The 18589-nt window shown below is 70.4% G+C and carries 12 protein-coding genes and 1 pseudogene; 10 read left to right on the top strand and 3 right to left on the bottom strand.

Features of this window, described 5'->3' with window-relative positions; genetic code table 11:
* Positions 1–243 precede the first annotated feature (243 nt).
* Positions 244–1845, top strand: coding sequence for an MFS transporter (locus AC5DRG_RS11920; RefSeq protein WP_491810003.1), 1602 nt, complete (start codon positions 244–246; stop codon positions 1843–1845).
* 155 nt (positions 1846–2000) lie between these two features.
* Entirely contained in the window at positions 2001–3173 is a 1173-nt protein-coding gene (locus tag AC5DRG_RS11915; RefSeq protein ID WP_491810001.1) for an acyl-CoA dehydrogenase family protein, read from the top strand.
* 36 nt (positions 3174–3209) lie between these two features.
* Here AC5DRG_RS11915 and AC5DRG_RS11910 read toward each other — a convergent pair whose 3' ends face one another.
* Complete coding sequence (locus AC5DRG_RS11910; protein ID WP_491809999.1) at positions 3210–3650, bottom strand: cell division protein SepF; 441 nt, start codon at positions 3648–3650, stop codon at positions 3210–3212.
* Between the two features lie 774 nt (positions 3651–4424).
* Here AC5DRG_RS11910 and AC5DRG_RS11905 point away from each other — a divergent pair.
* From AC5DRG_RS11905 to AC5DRG_RS11890, 4 genes and pseudogenes are all read left to right on the top strand, one after another.
* Positions 4425–6218, top strand: coding sequence for an FAD/NAD(P)-binding protein (locus AC5DRG_RS11905; protein ID WP_491809997.1), 1794 nt, complete (start codon positions 4425–4427; stop codon positions 6216–6218).
* Positions 6219–6321: 103 nt separating this feature from the next.
* A complete protein-coding gene (locus tag AC5DRG_RS11900; protein WP_491809995.1) occupies positions 6322–7416 on the top strand; it encodes an LLM class flavin-dependent oxidoreductase in 1095 nt (364 codons plus the stop codon).
* A gap of 357 nt (positions 7417–7773) precedes the next feature.
* Positions 7774–8160: pseudogene (locus tag AC5DRG_RS11895) on the top strand (DUF1684 domain-containing protein); the annotation flags it as partial.
* A 210-nt stretch (positions 8161–8370) separates the two neighbouring features.
* Positions 8371–9273: a S1 family peptidase gene (locus AC5DRG_RS11890; protein ID WP_491809993.1), complete on the top strand. Its 903-nt coding sequence runs from the start codon at positions 8371–8373 to the stop codon at positions 9271–9273.
* A 129-nt stretch (positions 9274–9402) separates the two neighbouring features.
* On the opposite strand, the gene AC5DRG_RS11885 is transcribed toward AC5DRG_RS11890, so the two are convergent.
* Positions 9403–10293, bottom strand: coding sequence for an alpha/beta fold hydrolase (locus AC5DRG_RS11885; protein WP_491809991.1), 891 nt, complete (start codon positions 10291–10293; stop codon positions 9403–9405).
* Between the two features lie 90 nt (positions 10294–10383).
* On the opposite strand from AC5DRG_RS11885, the gene AC5DRG_RS11880 reads away from it, so the two are divergent.
* Both AC5DRG_RS11880 and AC5DRG_RS11875 read left to right on the top strand, forming a co-directional pair.
* Positions 10384–11286 carry a slipin family protein gene (locus AC5DRG_RS11880; RefSeq protein WP_491809989.1) on the top strand — a complete coding sequence of 301 codons (903 nt, stop codon included), beginning with the start codon at positions 10384–10386 and terminating at the stop codon, positions 11284–11286.
* A gap of 279 nt (positions 11287–11565) precedes the next feature.
* A complete protein-coding gene (locus AC5DRG_RS11875) occupies positions 11566–12648 on the top strand; it encodes a S1 family peptidase (protein ID WP_491809987.1) in 1083 nt (360 codons plus the stop codon).
* 130 nt (positions 12649–12778) lie between these two features.
* Here the strand turns inward: AC5DRG_RS11875 and AC5DRG_RS11870 are convergent, their stop codons facing one another.
* Entirely contained in the window at positions 12779–13825 is a 1047-nt protein-coding gene (locus AC5DRG_RS11870) for an ABC-2 transporter permease (RefSeq protein ID WP_491809985.1), read from the bottom strand.
* A gap of 323 nt (positions 13826–14148) precedes the next feature.
* Between AC5DRG_RS11870 and AC5DRG_RS11865 the strand changes: the two genes are divergently transcribed.
* Positions 14149–17598, top strand: a complete 3450-nt coding sequence (locus AC5DRG_RS11865) for a DNA polymerase III subunit alpha (RefSeq protein ID WP_491809983.1) — start codon at positions 14149–14151, stop codon at positions 17596–17598.
* On the top strand, positions 17595–18575 hold the full coding sequence (locus AC5DRG_RS11860) for a DNA polymerase Y family protein (protein ID WP_491809981.1): 981 nt from the start codon (positions 17595–17597) through the stop codon (positions 18573–18575). The genes AC5DRG_RS11865 and AC5DRG_RS11860 overlap by 4 nt, the downstream gene beginning before the upstream one ends.
* Positions 18576–18589: the final 14 nt, after the last annotated feature.

The following is an 18589-nucleotide window of genomic DNA, read 5'->3' as shown; positions in this document are numbered from 1 at the left end:
CCAGGCGAACCGGACGGCTCACCGGGACATGCAGCCAGGGGAGGGGGAGTGGCGTACACCACACCCGCTCAGCAGGGAGTGTGAGAGGTCCGCCACGTGGTAACGGGGAGATCTCGCGTACATTGACGTGTCACTCGCGTTCGTTGCGCGGGCCGGAGACCCCGCTCCTCTCCGGCCGCAGTCACGGGGAGTCCCCACCCCGTGAGCCCGCCGAACACGAGGGAACATCTGGGAGGTACGTACATGTCCGGGACGACCATGGCCGCCGCTGCGCTGCGCCGTCGGGCGGCCGGGGCCGGTGCCAACCGCTGGGTCGTCCTCGTCGTCCTCTGTGTGAGCCTGCTGCTGGTCGCCGTGGACGCGACCGTGCTGCACGTGGCGGTGCCCGCTGTCACCGAGGACCTGAAGCCCGGCGCGATAGAACTGCTCTGGATCGTCGACGTCTACCCCCTCGTCTGCGCCTCGCTGCTGATCCTCTTCGGCACGCTCGGCGACCGCGTGGGCCGCAGACGGATTCTGCTCCTCGGCTACGGCCTTTTCGGCGTCGCCTCCGGTATGGCGGCCCTCGCCGACAGTGCCCAGCTGCTGATCGGGGCGCGGGCCCTGCTCGGCGTCGGCGGCGCGATGATCATGCCCGCGACGCTGTCGATCCTCCGCCAGGTCTTCCCCGACCGGCGTGAGCGGGCGCTCGCGATCGGCGTCTGGAGCGCGGTGGCCGCGGTGGGCGCGGCGGTGGGTCCGCTGCTCGGCGGTTTCCTGCTCGAACACTTCTGGTGGGGATCGGTCTTCCTCGTCAACATCCCCCTGATGCTGGTCAGTCTGCCCGTCGGGCGGCTGCTCCTGCCCGAGTCGAAGGGCGCAGGGGACGGGCCCTGGGACGTGGTCGGCGCGCTGATGGCGGCGGCCGGGCTGTTCGGGGTCGTGCTCGGCGTGAAGCGGCTCGGCGGCGGCGAGCCGGTGGACAGCGTGTTCACCGTGGTGCCGCTGGTGGTGGGCGCGGTGCTGCTGGCTCTTTTCGTACGACGGCAACGGCGCCGGACGCATCCGCTGGTGGACCTGCGGATGTTCGGGAGGCCGGCCTTCAGTACGTCCGTTGGCTGCATCGTGTTGGCGATGCTCGCGCTGGTGGGTCTTGAGCTGATCGCGGCGCAGTATCTGCAGTTGGTGCTGGGGCTGTCGCCGCTCGAAACCGGGCTACGACTGCTGCCGTTGACGTTCGCGGCGATGGCGGCCGGGCTGGCCGGGGCGCGGATGCTGCGGAGGTTCGGGCCCCGGCGGATGGTGTGCGCCGGGTTCTGTCTGACCGCGGTCTCGGTGGCGATGCTCACCGCGATGGGCGGGGAGGACAACTGCTCGCTGCTGGTGTTCGGGTTCCTGCTGTTGGGTTTCGGGCTGGAGACGACGCTGTTCGGGGCGTACGAGTCGATGCTGAGTGAGGCGCCGCCCGCGCAGGCCGGTGGGGCCGCGGCGATCGGGGAGACGTCGTACCAGCTGGGGGCCGGGATCGGGATCGCGTTGCTGGGCAGCGTGATGAACGCGGCGTATGCGCCTGGGCTGTCGTCGGTGCCCGGTGTGCCGTCTTCGGCGTCGGTCGCGGCTGGGCACTCGCTGGGTGAGGCGTACGAGGTCGCTGACGGGCTGGGGGGCTCCGCCGGGGTCGCCCTGCGGCGGGCGGCTCGGGACGCGTTCGTGCACGGACTGCATGTCACGCTGGTGGTGAGTGCGGGGCTGTTGTTGCTGGGGGCCGTGATGGCGCTTCGGTTGCCTCGGGCGATGCAGTGCGAGCCCGCGGCGGTGGAGCTCCCTGCCCCCAGGGAAGTCGCAGAGTCCCGCGTCTCCGCCTGACAAACGTCTCCCACCCACGCACGGCCCGTGCGAGTCAGTGGAAGGGTGGGCGTCGCCCGTGGGGGGCCGGGCCGCTGGCGGCCGACTGTGGTGTCATATCTCACTAGCGGTGCTAGTTTTTGATGTCCCGTTTCGTTCCGTTCCGGAGGCCGCCCATGTCCCCGTTCGATCCCGCCGACCCCCTCGGAATCGACGATCTGCTGGACCCCGAGGACCTCGCGATCCGGGCGACCGTGCGGAGCTGGGCGGCCGATCGGGTGCTGCCGTATGTCGCCGAGTGGTACGAGTCGGGCGAGCTGCCCGGGATTCGTGAACTGGCCCGGGAGTTGGGCGGGATCGGGGCGCTCGGGATGTCGCTCCATGGGTATGGGTGTGCCGGGGCCTCCGCCGTGCAGTACGGGCTTGCCTGTCTGGAGCTCGAAGCCGCCGACTCCGGGATTCGGTCGCTTGTCTCCGTGCAGGGGTCCCTTGCCATGTACGCCATTCATCGGTTCGGCAGCGAAGCGCAGAAGCAGCAGTGGCTGCCCTCCATGGCCGCCGGCGAGGTCATCGGCTGTTTCGGGCTCACCGAACCCGATCACGGGTCCGACCCCGCCGGCATGCGGACGTACGCCAAGAGGGACGGCACCGACTGGGTTCTCAACGGGCGCAAGATGTGGATCACCAACGGATCCGTCGCCGGTGTCGCCGTCGTGTGGGCGCAGACCGACGACGGGATCCGCGGGTTCGTCGTGCCCACGGACAGTGCCGGGTTCTCGGCCCCCGAGATCAAGCACAAGTGGTCGCTCCGCGCCTCCGTCACCAGTGAGCTCGTGCTCGACGACGTACGGCTGCCCGCCGATGCCGTGTTGCCCGAGGTCGTGGGACTGAAGGGGCCGCTGAGCTGTCTCTCGCACGCCCGTTACGGGATCGTGTGGGGTGCCATGGGCGCGGCGCGCACCTGCTTCGAGACCGCCGTCGAATACGCGAAGACGCGCGAGCAGTTCGGGCGGCCCATCGGGGGGTTCCAGCTCACCCAGGCCAAACTCGCCGACATGGCGGTCGAACTGCACAAGGGGATTCTGCTCGCCCACCATCTGGGGCGATGCATGGACGCCGGCCGCCTGCGTCCCGAGCAGGTCAGCTTCGGCAAGCTCAACAACGTACGGGAGGCGATCGAGATCTGCCGTACGTCGCGCACCATCCTCGGTGCCAACGGGATCTCGCTCGAATACCCCGTGATGCGGCACGCGACCAACCTCGAATCGGTGCTCACCTACGAGGGCACCGTCGAGATGCACCAGTTGGTACTGGGCAAGGCGCTCACCGGGCTCGACGCCTTCCGGTGAACCCTGCGCGGGGCAGGGCCGGTGAGCGGCCCTGCCTCAGCTCTGGTTGAAGAAACCGTCCGAACGGTGCGCCGCGGCCTCGCCGCTGACGATCTCCGTGTTGGCCGGGGTCAGCAGGAACACACGGGTCGCGACCCGCTCGATGGTGCCGCGCAGGCCGAAGGTCAGGCCGGCCGCGAAGTCGACGACGCGCTTGGCGTCGGCGGCCTCCATGGCCGTGAGGTTCACGATGACCGGCACGCCCTCGCGGAACAGCTCACCGATGGCACGAGCGTCCCGGAAGCTGTCCGGGGTCACCGTGCCGATCCGGCGGCCCTTCTCCTGGGCGACGTCCGTGGCCACCTTGACCCGCGGGTCCGTGACCCAGACATCCCCGGGCTGCTCGGTTCCCTCGGAGTAGTCGTCGTCGTAGTAACGCTCGTCATCGTTGTCGTCAACGAGGCCAAGCCAGGCACTCGCCTTGCGAACAGATCCCATGGACGCCTCCTCTCACAGCGGTCTCTCATGCTTTCCGCATCCCTATGGTCATCCATGATGCGGATGTCCCGCCAAGTGAATAGACGCCGCGCGGGGGGTTTGTGACGGTACTGGTGCACAGCGAATACGTCGAGGGCCCTGGAATACCAAGGGTCGTGCCACGTACGGCTGCTGACTGTGAGTGAAATATGATTCTTCGCGGCGTATGGGTGACGGTCGGGGCGTACGGGTGAACGGGGTAGTTGTTACGATCCCGCAGCTCAACGTCGTACGCGTCACGGGGGCATGTCGTCTTCGGAATCGTCCGGCGGCGTCGTCAGCCGGCTCTCCGGGAGCCTCAGGGCGCGATGGATGGCTCATTTGTGTGGCCTGAGTCTCGCTTTTGACGGAGGCTCAGGCGCACAGGGATGAGACAGGGTGAGGGGGAGGGGTGTGCGTGTGAAGGCGGGGGAGAAGTGCGGAGGGCGCCCCGTTCCGGCGGGCGCGCAGTGGGTCAGCTCAACAGGATGAGGACCACACTCGACCGAAGTCGATGTGGGAGCGTTTGACCAGCCACTGCTGCGGATGCATGGGGTAAGTGGAACAGGCATCCGGTTGGGCGTCAACGACATGAGACGTACGGCTCACAGTTCGGACAGCCTTGACAGTGAGGGGAAACGTCGCCGTACCCTCGGTGGACGGCCCTGCTGAGGGGCTCGGCCGTGCGGCGCCTGAGGGCGCTTCCGTGTGAAGGCATCACCGTGTTCGACTGACTCGCAGTCACGGAGCCTTCGCATGTCTTCCCACACTCTTCGCCCGGTGCGGCCCTCGCTCGTGATCGTCGGGGCCGGGCCGCGAGGGACCGGTCTGGTGGAGCGGATCGCCGCCAACGCGCCCGAGCTGTACGCCGGTTCGGGCCTCGACCTCCATCTCGTGGACCCCTGTCCGCCGGGCGCCGGACGCATCTGGCGCGAGGCGCAGTCGCCGCTGCTGTGGATGAACTCGCACGCCGAGGACGTCACCATGTTCACCGACGAGACGGTGACCATGGCCGGGCCCGTGCGGGAGGGCCCCACGCTGCACGAGTGGGCCGGCATCGACGGCCGCACCTTCGCGGACCGGCCGATCCAGGGCAGGTATCTGCGCTGGGTGTACGACGAGTCCCTGGCCGCCCTGCCCCCGGACATCACCGTCCACCACCACCGGCGGCGCGCCCTGCGCGTCAGCGGACCGCGCGAGGGCCGCCAACAGGTGTGGCTGGAGGGCCGGCCGTGCCCGCTCCTCGCCGACCTGGTCGTCCTCGCGCTCGGCCACCTCGACGCCGAACTCGACGACGAGCAGCGCGCGTTGGCCGCGTACGCCCGCGCCCACGACCTCGTTCACCTGCCGCCCGACTTCACCGCCGACAGCGACCTGTCCGCGCTGCGGCCCGGCGAACCCGTCCTCGTCCGCGGCTTCGGGCTCGCCTTCGTCGACCTGATGGTGCTGCTCATGGAGGGGAGGGGCGGGCGCTACGAGACCGGCGTGGACGACGAGTTGACGTACCGGCCGTCCGGGCGGGAGCCCGTCCTTTACGTCGGCTCGCGGCGCGGAGTCCCGTACCACTCGAAGATCGGCTACGACTGGACGGGTGAACGTCCCCCGCTGCCACGCCACTTCGGTCCCGCCGAGGTCGAGGCGCTGCTCGCGCGGCCCGAGGGGTTCGACTTCCGGCGGGACGTGTGGCCGCTGGTCGAGAAGGAGTTGGGGTTCGCGCACTATCACCGGCTGTTCGCCGCGCATCCCGAGCGGACGGGTGTCCCCTGGGCAGAGTTCGAGCGGAAGTACGCCGTCGCCGACGCGGTGGAGCGGGCGGCTCTCGTCGCCTCCTCCGTGCCCGATCCCGCCGACCGGCTCGACCTCGCCGCGCTCGACCGTCCGCTGGAGGGGGTGCGGTACGCCTCGTGGGAGGAGCTCCAGGAGGGGCTGCGCGGTTATATCGAGGACGACCTGGGGCAGAGTCATGATCCTTCGCACAGTCCCGACCTGGCGGTCTTCCTCGGGCTGCTCTCCGTCTACGGGCAGTTGATCCGGCTCGGGGACATCGGCCCCTGGTGGCACGGCTTCTTCAGCTATCTCGCCTCCGGGCCGCCCGGACCCCGGCTGCGGCAGATGCTCGCACTGTCGCGTGCGGGCCTGCTGAAGTTCGTCGGCGCCGACATGGCCGTCGCCGCGGAGAACGGGGTGTTCCGGGCGTCGAGCGCCTCCGTGCCGGGGGCCTCGATCGAGGCCCGGGCGCTCGTCGAGGCGCGGCTGCCCGAGCCCACGGTGGAGCGGGCCCGCGACACGCTGCTGCGTGAACTGCACGCCGACGGGGCGGCCCAGACGCCGGAGGGGCTGCTCGCCGTGGATCCGGCCGACGGGCGGATCCTGGACCGTGCCGGGCGTCCGCATCCCCGGCGCTTCGCGCTCGGGCCGTATACCGACGGCCGTACGCCCGGGGCGTTCACCCGGCCGCGCACCGGAGGGCCCGCGTTCCGGCAGAACGACGCGACGGCGCGGGCCGCGCTGGAGTTCCTGAGAAAGCTCGCCCGCCGGGCCGCCGCATGAGCCCACCTATTCCCACACTCCAACATCCTTTGAAACGACGCCTTTTGGGCCGCTTTCGGCCCGATGTCTTATGCGCGGTCCATCGCGGAAAGGGTCTCCCCACATGACCTCCTCGCCCGGCCGGGGGCTGTTGCACCTGGCCGCCGCCGTCGACCAGCGGTCGGCCTACGACGCCGGCTCCTATGTCGGGCTGGCCCGGCTCGCCGAGAGCGGCGGCCTCGACTTCGTGACGCTCGGCGACTCCTTCGCGCGACCCGGGCCCGACGCGCTCGCCGCGCTCGCCCGGGTCGCGCCCGCCACGAACCGCGTCGGCCTGGTGCCCACCGTCACGACCACCCACACCGAGCCCTTCCGCGTCCAGGCGGCCATCGCGACCCTCGACTGGGTCAGTCGCGGCCGGGCCGGCTGGCGGATCGACGTGTCGACGACCGAGGACGAGGCCCGCCTCTTCGGCCGCCGCCACGCCGCCTCCGCCGACGCGCTGTGGCGGGAGGCCGGTGAAGTCGCCGACGTGGCGGCCAGGTTGTGGGACAGCCGGGAGGACGGCGCGGAGATACGGGACGTGGCGAGCGGCCGCTTCATCGACCCGGACAAGCTGCACCGCGTCGACTTCACCGGCTCCACCTTCTCCGTCAAGGGCCCCTCGACCGTGCCGCGGCCCCCGCAGGGCCACCCCGTCCGGGTGGTCGACGCCACCGAGGGCCACGCCCGGCCCACCGCCGTGCGCCACGCCGACGTCGCCCTCGTCCGCGCCGCGAGCTCCGCCCAGGCCGGCGCCATGCGCGCCGAACTCCGCAGAGCGGCCAAGGAGTTGGGCCGTGACCCCGACGAGCTGCGGGTTCTCGCGAGCCTCCTGATCGACCTCGGCGACGGCGAACGCGCGGCCGAACCCGGTCACGGCGGAGGCGGCCCCCGGCACACCGCCCAGGGCCCGCTCTACCGCGGCGGCCCCGTCGACCTCGCCGAGCTGATCGCCACCTGGAGCGGCAACGGCAGCGTCGACGGCTTCCACCTCACGCCCGTCGAGCCGCGCCGCGACCTGGAGCGGCTCGTCAACGGCACGGTGGCGCTGCTCCAGCATCGCGGCCTGTTCCGCACGTTCTATCCGGGCAGCACGCTCCGGGAGCATCTGGGACTGCCCCGGCCCGCCAACCGGTATGCCGGGACGGGGTTGTCCGACCCGGTATGGAAGGGTTGATCACATGACGACGGACGTATCCGACGAGTGGAAGCGGTGGCACGAACACCGCGTCGAGACGCGGTCGGCGCCCTATGGGCCGCCAAGCGCTCCGCTGGAAGTCCGGTGCGTCGACCGCGGGTCCGTCGTGGCTGGTCGCGCCCACGCGGCGGAGCCGCAAATCGATACAGCCCCGCGCCCCTTTGGGGCGCTGCCGAACCGCACGGGACTTCGCCGGACCCGCTTAGCGCTGACCGGCACGTTCCCCCAGTGCCTGAACGGCCTGGGACTCCCAGCTGGAGGAGCATGAGGGCGGGCGGCTTCCGGACATCCCCGGACGGTGACGCGGTCGTGCTGACGGCCTCCGCTGAGGCGGCCCCGCGCTGGTCCGTGCCGGGGCACTTCACGCCGTACGGCGAGGACCGCACCGTACGCGTCGAGAACGCCGACGGACGGGAACGCGGGCTCGGACTCGACGGTGAGCCGGCCTTTTCCCTCGACGGGCAGGAGTTGACGCTTCAGGTCTCCGTCCAGGACGGCGGTTCGCTGTGGGCGGTCTTCGCCGACTCCACCAGTGGGGACAGCAGTTACCGCTTCCGGTTCCTGCGGCCCGGTGCGCCCGACGCCGAGGGGCGCACGACCGTCGACTTCAATCGCGCCCTGCTTCCACCGTGCGCATTCGCCGAGCACTTCATCTGCCCCTTCCCGCCGCCGGGGAATACGCTGGGCCTCGCGATCGAGGCGGGGGAGCGCAACCTGCTCTGAACGCCGGGCAGGGGGTGGCCGGTTCGTACAGGTGGTTCAAAGGTTGACGGCCGAAAGGCGCTCTTGCGCGCATCGGCCGTGCGGCCGAATACTCCCCCTCAGCGCTTGTCAGGGACACGGCTTGTTCGGAATCCGGACGAAACCGGCCTCTGGCTGCGCCTCACGGGCCCCGACCCCACGCGGGCCCCAGACTCCCCATGGAGGGAACACGTGAGGATCAAGCGCACCACCCCCCGCAGTGGCATAGCGAGACGGACCCGGCTGATCGCCGTGGCCACCGGATTCGTGGCCGCAGCCGCGTTCGCAGTCCCCACCGCGAACGCCGCCCCCGTACAGACCTTCAGCGCGACCCAGCTCTCCCAGGTGAAGAGCTCGGTGCTCAAGGCCGACATCGCCGGTACCGCCTGGGCCGTCGACGCCAAGACGAACCGTGTCCTCGTCACCGTCGACTCCACGGTCTCCAAGGCCGAGATCGCCAAGATCAAGAGCACGGCGGGCGCCAACGCCGGCGCATTGACGATCAAGCACACACCGGGCAAGTTCAACAAGCTGATCACCGGTGGCGACGCCATCTACGGTGGCGGCTACCGCTGTTCGCTCGGCTTCAACGTCGTCAGCGGCAGCACCTACTACTTCCTGACCGCCGGCCACTGCGGCGAGGTCGCCTCGACCTGGTACTCCAACTCGGGGCAGACCACCACGCTCGGCACGAACGTCAGCTACAGCTTCCCGACCAACGACTACGCGCTGGTCCGGTACACCAACACCTCGGTCACCAAGACCGGTGGTGCGGGCAACACGGACATCACCAGCGCGGGCACGCCCGCCGTCGGCGCCACGGTCTACCGTGACGGCTCGACCACCGGCATCCACAGCGGCCGGGTCACCGCGCTGAACGCGACCGTCAACTACGGCGGCGGCGATGTGGTCTACCAGATGATCCAGACCACCGTCTGCGCGGAGGGCGGCGACTCCGGTGGCGCGCTGTACTCGTCCAGCGGCATCGCCTACGGTCTGACCTCCGGCGGCAGCGGCAACTGCACCTCCGGCGGTACGACCTTCTTCCAGCCGGTCGTCGAGGCCCTGAACGCCTACGGCGTCAGCGTCTACTAGACCGCCCCACGGGTCGCCGGTCCGCACCGCCGGCACCCGTACGTCGTAGTCGCAGCCAGCAGCAGGCGAGCCCCCGTACGCAACTGCCGTACGGGGGCTCGCTGTTGTCGCGGAGCGAAGCGGCCCGGGTCATGAGGAGGCCGGCGCCTGTGCCGGTGCCGGGCACAGCCAGTCCAGTACGTCGGGCAGGGCCTCCAGCGCCGAGAAGTGTCCGGCGTCCGGCTCCAGGACGGGCCGGGCCCTCGGGATGCGGTTCGCCAGCCACTTGAAGTGGCCCACCGGGGAGAACGTGTCCAGGGCGCCGTGCCACAGCAGCACGGGCCTGATGATCGTCGCCGGGTCGAAGCCCCAGCCGCTCAGCAGGGCGAGGTCGTCGTCGATCCAGCCGTACGCCGAAGTGCGCAGCGCCTCACGATAGTTGCGCAGCAGCATCTCACCGATGGCGGGCGTGGAGACGATCCGCCGGTCGGCGTCGGTGAGCCCGTCGCGGATCGAAGCGAGCAACTGGGCCGGGTCCGTGCGGATGTCGGCGGCGCGGGCGGTGAGCCGCTCGGCGAACTCCAGCGGGTCGGTCAACGCCCGGGTGTACTCGGTGACGTTCGACTGGGCCATGCCGTCGAACCAGCGCAGGTCCGGGGCGTCCGGTGGCGCCAGGGACGCCAGCGCCGCCGTCCGCCGCACCCGCTTGGGCAGCAGCGCCGCGCAGGCCAGGGCGTGCGGGGCACCGCCCGAGCCGCCGAGCACCGCGAACCGGTCGAGGCCGAGGGCGTCGGCCAACTCGGCCACGTCCTGGGCGGCGTCGGCGATCCGGCGCCCCGGCCGGCGGTCCGAATCCCCGTAGCCGGGACGGTCGTAGGCGATGAAGCGCACTCCGGGGCGCTTCGCCATCACGTCCTCCGGTACGACTCCCGAGCGGCAGCCCGGGGTGCCGTGCAGCAGGACGACCGGCGTGCCCTCCGGATCGCCCCACTCCTGGACCGCCAGCCTCCGGCCGTCCCGCGTTCGTATACCGCTCAGCACCTGTGTCCTCCGTCTCCCCTTCGGGTCCACCCGGGAGTTACCGTCGAAGTACACACCTTGTGCACCTTGTTCGGACCCTGGGGGGCCGCAATGGTCGAGGAGCTGGTGACGGCGGGAGTGACGCTCGCCTCCGTCGGAGCGGTGTACGCGATGTCGGCGGCACGGGTCGTCAAACAGTACGAGCGGGGCGTGGTCTTCCGCCTCGGAAGGCTCAAGTCCAGTGTGCGGGGACCTGGATTCACCATGATCGTCCCGTTCGTGGACAAGCTTCGCAAGGTCAACATGCAGATCGTGACGATGCCCGTGCCCGCGCAGGAGGGCATCACCCGGGACAACGTCACCGTGCGGGTGGACGCGGTCGTCTACTTCAAGGTCGTGGACGCCGCCGACGCCATAGTCCAGGTCGAGGACTACCGCTTCGCCGTCTCGCAGATGGCGCAGACCTCACTGCGTTCGATCATCGGCAAGAGCGATCTCGACGATCTGCTGTCGAACCGGGAAAAGCTCAACCAGGGCCTGGAGTTGATGATCGACAGCCCGGCCATGGGGTGGGGCGTGCAGATCGACCGGGTCGAGATCAAGGACGTGTCCCTGCCCGAGACCATGAAACGGTCGATGGCCCGGCAGGCCGAGGCCGACCGTGAGCGGCGGGCCCGGGTCATCAACGCGGACGCGGAACTCCAGGCGTCGAAGAAGCTGGCCGAGGCGGCCGAGCAGATGTCCGATCAGCCCGCCGCGCTGCAACTGCGGCTGCTGCAGACGGTGGTGGCGGTGGCGGCGGAGAAGAACTCCACCCTGGTTCTGCCCTTCCCGGTGGAGCTGCTGCGGTTCCTGGAGAGGGCGGCACCGGGTGTGGCGCCGCAGCCGCAGCCCGTACAGCAGCCCCTGCCGCAGCCACCCGCTGTGGCGCAGCAACCGGTGCAGGAGCAACTGCCGCCCGCCGCACCGCGTTTGGAATCGGACCCCGAGGGGTCGGATTCAAGACAGGACTAGACCTTACAGGCTGCAGAGGAGTTGTTCGCTCGCAGTGTTTGCAGTGCGAATTCGCCTGGGGTGACAGTGCGCGGTCAAGACATAAGGGGCGTACGGGTGTTGTTCTACGCGCGTCCTGAAGTCCCTCTTGTGGGTTCCCTTTGAGGCTCGGAATAGTAGGCGCCGTTCAACCGGAGCGGACGTGGCCATTTTTTTGCGCTTCGCCTCCGTATCCGTACGCCTTCCGGTCCTTGAGGTCCCCACAACCGCTTGGACCGACCCCCCACAGGAGGACGTAAGTTGAAGCACCGACGCATACCCAAGCGACGTGCGGCCGTGGCAGGTGCGGGCATCGCCGCACTGGTGGCCGCGGGAGTGACCTTGCAGTCTGCGAACGCCAGTGAGGTCGACCAGACCTCCGCGCCCGAGACCCTGTCGATCGCGGCGGCCGGAAAGCTCGCCTCGACGCTCGGCCAGGACCTGGGCGCCGACGCGGCGGGAACGTATTACGACGCGAAGGCCAAGACCCTCGTCGTGAACGTGCTCGACGAGACCGCCGCCGACACCGTCGAGGCGGCCGGCGCCAAGGCCAACATCGTCGAGAACTCCCTCGCCGAACTGAAGAGCGCCCGCAGCACCCTCAAGCAGGACGCGACCATCCCCGGCACCTCCTGGGTGACCGACCCGACGACCAACAAGGTCGTCGTCACCGCCGACCGCACCGTCTCGAAGGCCGAGTTGGCCACGCTGACGAAGGTCGTCGACGGGCTCGGCGCCACGGTCGAACTCCAGCGCACGAAGGGGGAGTTCAAGCCCCTCATCGCGGGTGGTGACGCCATCACCGGCTCCGGCGGGCGCTGCTCGCTCGGCTTCAACGTGGTCAAGGACGGCGAGCCGTACTTCATCACCGCCGGCCACTGCACCGAGTCCATCTCCACCTGGTCGGACTCCGACGGCACCGTCATCGGCGAGAACGAGGAGTCCAGCTTCCCGGACAACGACTACGGCCTGGTCAAGTACACGGCCGACGTCGACCACCCGAGCGAGGTCGACCTCTACAACGGCTCCGCGCAGGCCATCACGGGCGCCTCCGAGGCCACCGTCGGCATGGAGGTCACCCGCAGCGGCTCGACGACCCAGGTGCACGACGGCACCGTCACCGGCCTGGACGCCACCGTGAACTACGGCAACGGCGACATCGTCAACGGGCTCATCCAGACCGACGTCTGCGCCGAGCCCGGCGACAGCGGCGGCTCGCTGTTCTCCGGCGACCAGGCGATCGGACTCACGTCCGGTGGCAGCGGTGACTGCACCTCCGGTGGGGAGACGTTCTTCCAGCCGGTGACCGAGGCGCTGTCCGTATTTGGCGCCGAGATCGGCTGAGGTTTCGTGTGAAGGCCCGCCCCGGTGGGGGCGGGCCTTTTCGATTTCCCACCCGCACCACCCGCACCACTCGTGCGACTTCGTCGTCGGGTGCGGGTGGCGGGGGCTGAGCGCCGTCGGCGGCTGCGGCTCAGCCGGCCTCGCGCTTCTGTCGTAGCCCCGCCGCCCCCAGCGTGACCGCGATCCCGGCCGCCGCCCATGCCGACAGGACCAGCAGCGGGCCGGTTACGTCGTTGCCCTTGAAGTACGCGATCGAGCGGGCGACCCAGGTGCCGGCTCCCGGTGGCAGGGCCGGGCCGATCGCGTTCCAGAACGGTGGCAGCATCGGCAGCGGGAAGGCGCCGCCCGCGCTCGGGTTGCCCGCGATCACCACGAGCAGGATCGCCAGGCCGATGCCGACGACTCCGAAGACGCCCTGGAGGGCGAGTGTCGCGGCCCCGACGGCGAACGTGATCAGGGCGCCGAGCCCCCAGAAGGCGACCACGCTGCCCGGCAGGGCGCCCAGGATCGGCCCGACGATGATCGCGCCGCCAAGTCCGCCGATGATCGCGACCAGCGCCATGACGACCAGCCGGATCGCGGCGCGGCGCGGGTTGGCGGGCCGGGCGCCGGTGCTGATCGCCAGGATCGAGGCGCAGAGGTAGCCGCCGACGCACCAGCCGACGACCAGGTAGAAGGACGACAGACCGTCGAAGTCCTGGGCGGAGGCCGGGGCCACGTCCACCGTCTTCACCGTGCGGCGCTCGGCCTTCTCCAGGGTGCTGGTCAGCGTCTCCAGGGTGGTGGCGAGGACGGTGCCGCCGCCGGACGCGACGAGCAGCGTGTCCGTGGTGCCGGCCGGGTCGATGACCAGCGCCCCGTCGATGTCCCGGTTGAGGATCTGCTCGCGCGCCGTCGCCTCGTCGGCCACCGCGCGCGGGTCGAGGGGCGAGCCGGGCAGCTGCTCCAGCCGGGTCACCGCCTGCTCGGCCGCGACCTGGGGTGCGACCACCCCGAAGGGAACATCTCTCGGCTTCGGATTGTGGAGCGCGCCCACATAGGAGGCGATGAAGAGCAGCTGGAGGGCGAGTGCGCCGATGACGAGCAGCGTGGCCCGCGGAGTGACGGCGTCCTTCACCTCGGCGAGGAAGGACGTACTCGACGTGGGCGGAGTCTCGGCGTCGCCGGTCTGCGTCATGCCCCCACGGTCCGGTCGGCCGGGTGTTCGCGCAGGTGGGACGGGTCCGAACGGATGACGAGCAGATCGCGAGCAGATCGCGAGCAGATCGCGGGCGGATCGCGAGCGGCCCAAGAATCCCCAACTGTCTTGCCCGGCTGGGGAGGTGACGGAGTGGTGCCTTTTCAGCCGCCGCTTCGCCCGCCGCTTCTCTCGTCGAGGAATCGATTTCGCGTTCGAATCTGGTCGCTGACCGGGGTGGATGGGGTTAGAGTAATCGAACGGGCGTACGATGAACATATCGGGCGTATGACTGAAAAGGGGTGGAGTGATGGAGGTGTGGCATGGCGGGCTTCGCCCATCTGCACGTCGCGTCCGGTTACTCCGCCCGCTACGGCGCCTCCCATCCCGAGCAACTCGTCCGGCGGGCGGCCGAGCGAGGCATGTCCACGCTCGCGCTCACCGACCGGGACACGGTCACCGGGTCCGTGCGGTTCGCGCAGGCGTGCGCCAAGGACGGCGTCCGGCCGGTCTTCGGCGTCGACCTCGCGGTGGAGGCCCTCGCACCTCCGCCGCCCGCTCAGCGTCGGCGCACTCCGGCACGTGGTGGCGCGCACGTCGTTGAGCCGCCGCTGCGGTTCACGCTGCTCGCGCAGGACCGGGCAGGCTGGGCGCGGCTGTGCCGCATCACGTCCGCCGCCCACGTCGGTACCGCGTCCGGTGCGGCACAGGTGGTGGTGCCCTGGGAGGCGCTGCGCGAGTACGGCGGTCCCGGGCTGACGGTGCTGCTCGGACCGCTCTCGGAGCCGGTGCGGGCGTTGTCGGTGGGCCGGGAGGATGTCGCGGTGAAGTTGCTGGCGCCGTGGCGGGAGGTCTTCGGGGGAGGGGTTCGGTTGGAAGCTGTCGCGCAGAAACGTTTCGGCACGGGTCCGGGATCCCTGCGTCTGGCCGCCCGCACCCTCGCGCTGGCCGACCGCACCGGCACCACCGCAGTGCTCTCCAACGCCGTCCGCTACGCCGACCCCGACCAGCACCGCCTCGCCGACGTCCTGGACGCCGCGCGGCTGCTGCGACCGATCGACCGGCGCCGCCTGGACAGCGGGCAGCGCTGGCTCAAGGACGAGAGGGAGATGACGGTCGTGGCGCGGATGGTCGCCGAGTGTGCTGGAGCGGATGCCCGGCGGGCCCGCCGCCTGCTGGCGGACACCGCTGCCACGGCGGCCGCGTGCGTCGTCGACCCCCGGGCCGACCTTGGGCTCGGCGCCCGGCACTTCCCGGAACCCTCGCTCTTCGGCGCCGAACGGGACGGAACCGCTGACCTGCTGCGCCGGCAGTGCGAGGCGGGCCTGGCCCGCCGCGGCCTCGACCGAGACCGGGCGGCACTCGACCGGCTGGACGAGGAACTCGCCGTCATCTCCCACCTGAACTACGGCTCGTACTTCCTCGCCATCGGGCAGGTCGTGGCCGACATCCGGGCCAAGGGCATCCGGGTCGCGGCCCGTGGCTCGGGCGCCGGGTCGCTGGTCTGCCACGCGCTGGACATCGCCACCGCCAACCCGCTCGACCACCGCCTGCTGTTCGAACGCTTCCTGAGCGTGCGCCGGGCCTCGCTGCCCGACATCGACATCGACGTGGAGTCCGCACGCCGTCTGGAGTGCTACGACACGATCTTCGAACGGTTCGGGAAGGAGCGGGTCGCGGTCACCGCGATGCCCGAGACCTACCGGGCGCGCAGGGCTCTGCGCGACACCGGCCTCGCGCTGGGGGTCGCCCCGGCCGACGTCGACCGGATCGCCAAGAGCTTCCCGCACCTGCGGGCCTCGGACATCACGAGCGCGCTCGCCGAACTGCCTGAGCTGCGGCAGTTGGCGGGCGAGGCGGACCGTTACGGACCGCTGTGGGAGCTCGCCGAAGGCCTCGACTCCCTGGTCCACGGCATGGCCATGCACCCCTGCGGCGTGGTCATCAGCGACGCGACCCTTCTGGACCGGCTGCCGGTGCAGCCCACCCCGCAGGGCGACTACCCGATGGCGATGGCGGCGAAGGAGGAGATCGAGGCGCTGGGCAACATCAAGCTCGACGTCCTGGGCGTACGTATGCAGTCCGCGATGGCCCATGCCGTCGCCGAGATCGAACGCACGACGGGCAACCACATCGACCTCGACGACCAGCGGCAGGTGCCGCTCGACGACGTCTTCGCCTTCAAGCTCATCCAGGAGAGTCAGACCCTGGGCCTGTTCCAGCTGGAGTCACCCGGTCAGCAGGATCTGCTGTCCCGGCTCCAGCCCCGCGATGTGCAGGACGTCATCGCCGACATCAGTCTCTTCCGGCCTGGTCCGGTCGCGGGCGGCATGCCCGAGCGGTACATCGCCGCCCGGCACGGCGGTACGCCGTCGTACGCCCACCCGGATCTGGAGCCGGTGCTCGCCGACACCTACGGCGTGACCATCTGGCACGAGCAGATCATTGAGACACTGCGTGTGATGACCGGCTGCGACCGGGCCTATGCGGAGATCACCCGGCGGGCGCTCGGCGACAAGGACCAACTGCCCCGGATCAAGGACTGGTTCCACAAGCTGGCACGCGCGCGTGGCTACAGCGCGAGCGTGCGGGACGAGGTCTGGAAGACCGTCGAGGCGTTCGGCGCGTACGGCTTCTGCCGGGCGCACGCGGTCGCCTTCGCCGTACCGGCTCTGCAGAGCGCCTGGCTCAAGGCGCACTATCCGGCGTTCCTGCTGGCGGGCTTGCTCGAACACGATCCCGGGATGTGGCCCAAGCGGGTCCTGGTCTCCGATGCCCGCCGCCGCGGGGTGCAGATCCTGCCCGTCGACATCAACCGCTCCAAGGTGAAGCACACCGTGGAGATGACCGAGAAGGAGGAGTGGGGTGTGCGGCTCGCGCTGTCCGGGGTGCACGGCATCAGCGAGGACGAGTGTGCGCGGATCGAGGAGGGGCAGCCGTACGGATCGCTGTCGGACTTCTGGCAGCGGGCTCGCCCCAGCAGACCGATCGCCGAACGCCTCGCCGAGATCGGCGCCCTGAACTGTCTCCACGACGGCCGCCTCACGCGGCGCGACCTGCTGCTGCAGGTAACGGAGTTGCACCGGGCCTCCCGCACCCGGTCCGCGGGCAAGGGCCAACTGCCCATCGACGCGGGCGCGGTGGGGGGAGCGGAGCCGAGCGGGTTGCCGGAGATGACCGGACGCGAGGTCCTGAGCGCCGAGTTGGGCACCCTCGGCATCGACGTCTCCAAGCATCTGATGGAGCACCATCACCGACTCCTGCGCGAGATCGGCGCGACCGACTCGGCACATCTGGCCGAACTGCGCGCCGGGCAGCAGGTGTTGGTCGCCGGTGTCCGCGCCTCCACCCAGACCCCGCCGATCGCGAGCGGCAAGCGGATCATCTTCGTCACCCTGGAGGACGGCTCCGGCCTGGTCGACCTGGCGTTCTTCGAGGACTCCCACCCGGCCTGCGCGCACACCGTCTTCCACAGCGGCCTGCTGCTGGTCCGCGGCACGGTCCAGGTGCGCGGCACCCGACGTACCGTCGTCGGCGCCATGGCCTGGGACCTGGACGAGATCGCCACCGCCCGCCGCGACAACGGGCCCGAGGCGGCGCTCGCCCTCCTCGGTGAAAGTCGCCCGCATCCGACCCCCGCCCAGCCGCAGCGCACCCTCGCCAACGGAACGACAGGGGCTCGGTTGCACCCGTACGCCGACCTCCAGCCCGCCGGCACCCGCTCGGCCGACCTGAAGAAGTTCGGCCACCGAAGCCCGGGGAGCGCGGGATGAGCACACGTCAGCGGCACATCGCCCATCTCCATCTGCACGCCGGGCTGACCGAGGATCAGTACGCCGACGTAATCGAACTGATGTCCGGTATTACGCCTCACGTCCAGGCCGTACCGCCCAATGCCGTGCAGCTGGACCTGACTTCGGCGCTCCGATACTTCGGCCTCTCTCCCTACGACATGGTCCAGATGGCGATGGTCAGGCTGAAGCTCTTCTACGACATCGACAGCAGCGCCGGGCTCGCGGGCAACCGGATGCTGGCGGCGATGGCGGCCGACGCGTCCGCGCCGGGCGAGACCACCTGGGTCCCCGCCGAACGGGCCGTCGAGTGGCTGTACCCCCGCCCGGTCACCGCCCTGCCGGGGACCGGCCGCGCGACAGCGGAAACGCTCAACAGATATGGGCTGCACACCATCGGCCAGGTCGCCGACATACCCGCGGCAACCCTGCAGCGTCTTCTCGGAGTCGGCTCGGCCCGGCTACTGGCCGAGCGCGCCCGCGGTCACGATCCTCGCCCGGTGAGCCCTTCGGAACCGGCGGCGCACATGGTCGCCGATCTCGTACTGGAGCGGGACTGCCTGGACCCGGCACAACACCACCGAGCCGTTCTGGGACTCGCCGACCGGATCGGCCAACGCCTGCGCGGCGAAAGCCAGATCGCCGGCCGGCTCACGCTCACCGTGCGGTACGCCGACCACAGCTCCACCACACGTACGCGCACGCTGCCGGAACGCACCAGCCACTCGCCTGCCCTTGCCGCGACTGCCCTGGGCCTGCTGACCTCCCTGGGGCTGCAGCGGGCACGAGTCCGGTCCTTCGCCATACGCGCCGACCACTTGCGGCCGGCCAAAAGTGCCTACCGCCAGCTCTCTTTGGACCCTGGTGACGCCCGTGCCCGCGCCGCCGAAGCCGCCGCAGATCGTGCCCGTCGACGCTTCGGGCCGGAAGCCGTGCGGCCGGCAACTCTGGCGGACTGACCGCCCGCGCCAGG

This window comes from Streptomyces sp. JLBG701 (assembly GCF_058544905.1).
This window is presented reverse-complemented; position numbering and strand designations above follow the sequence as displayed.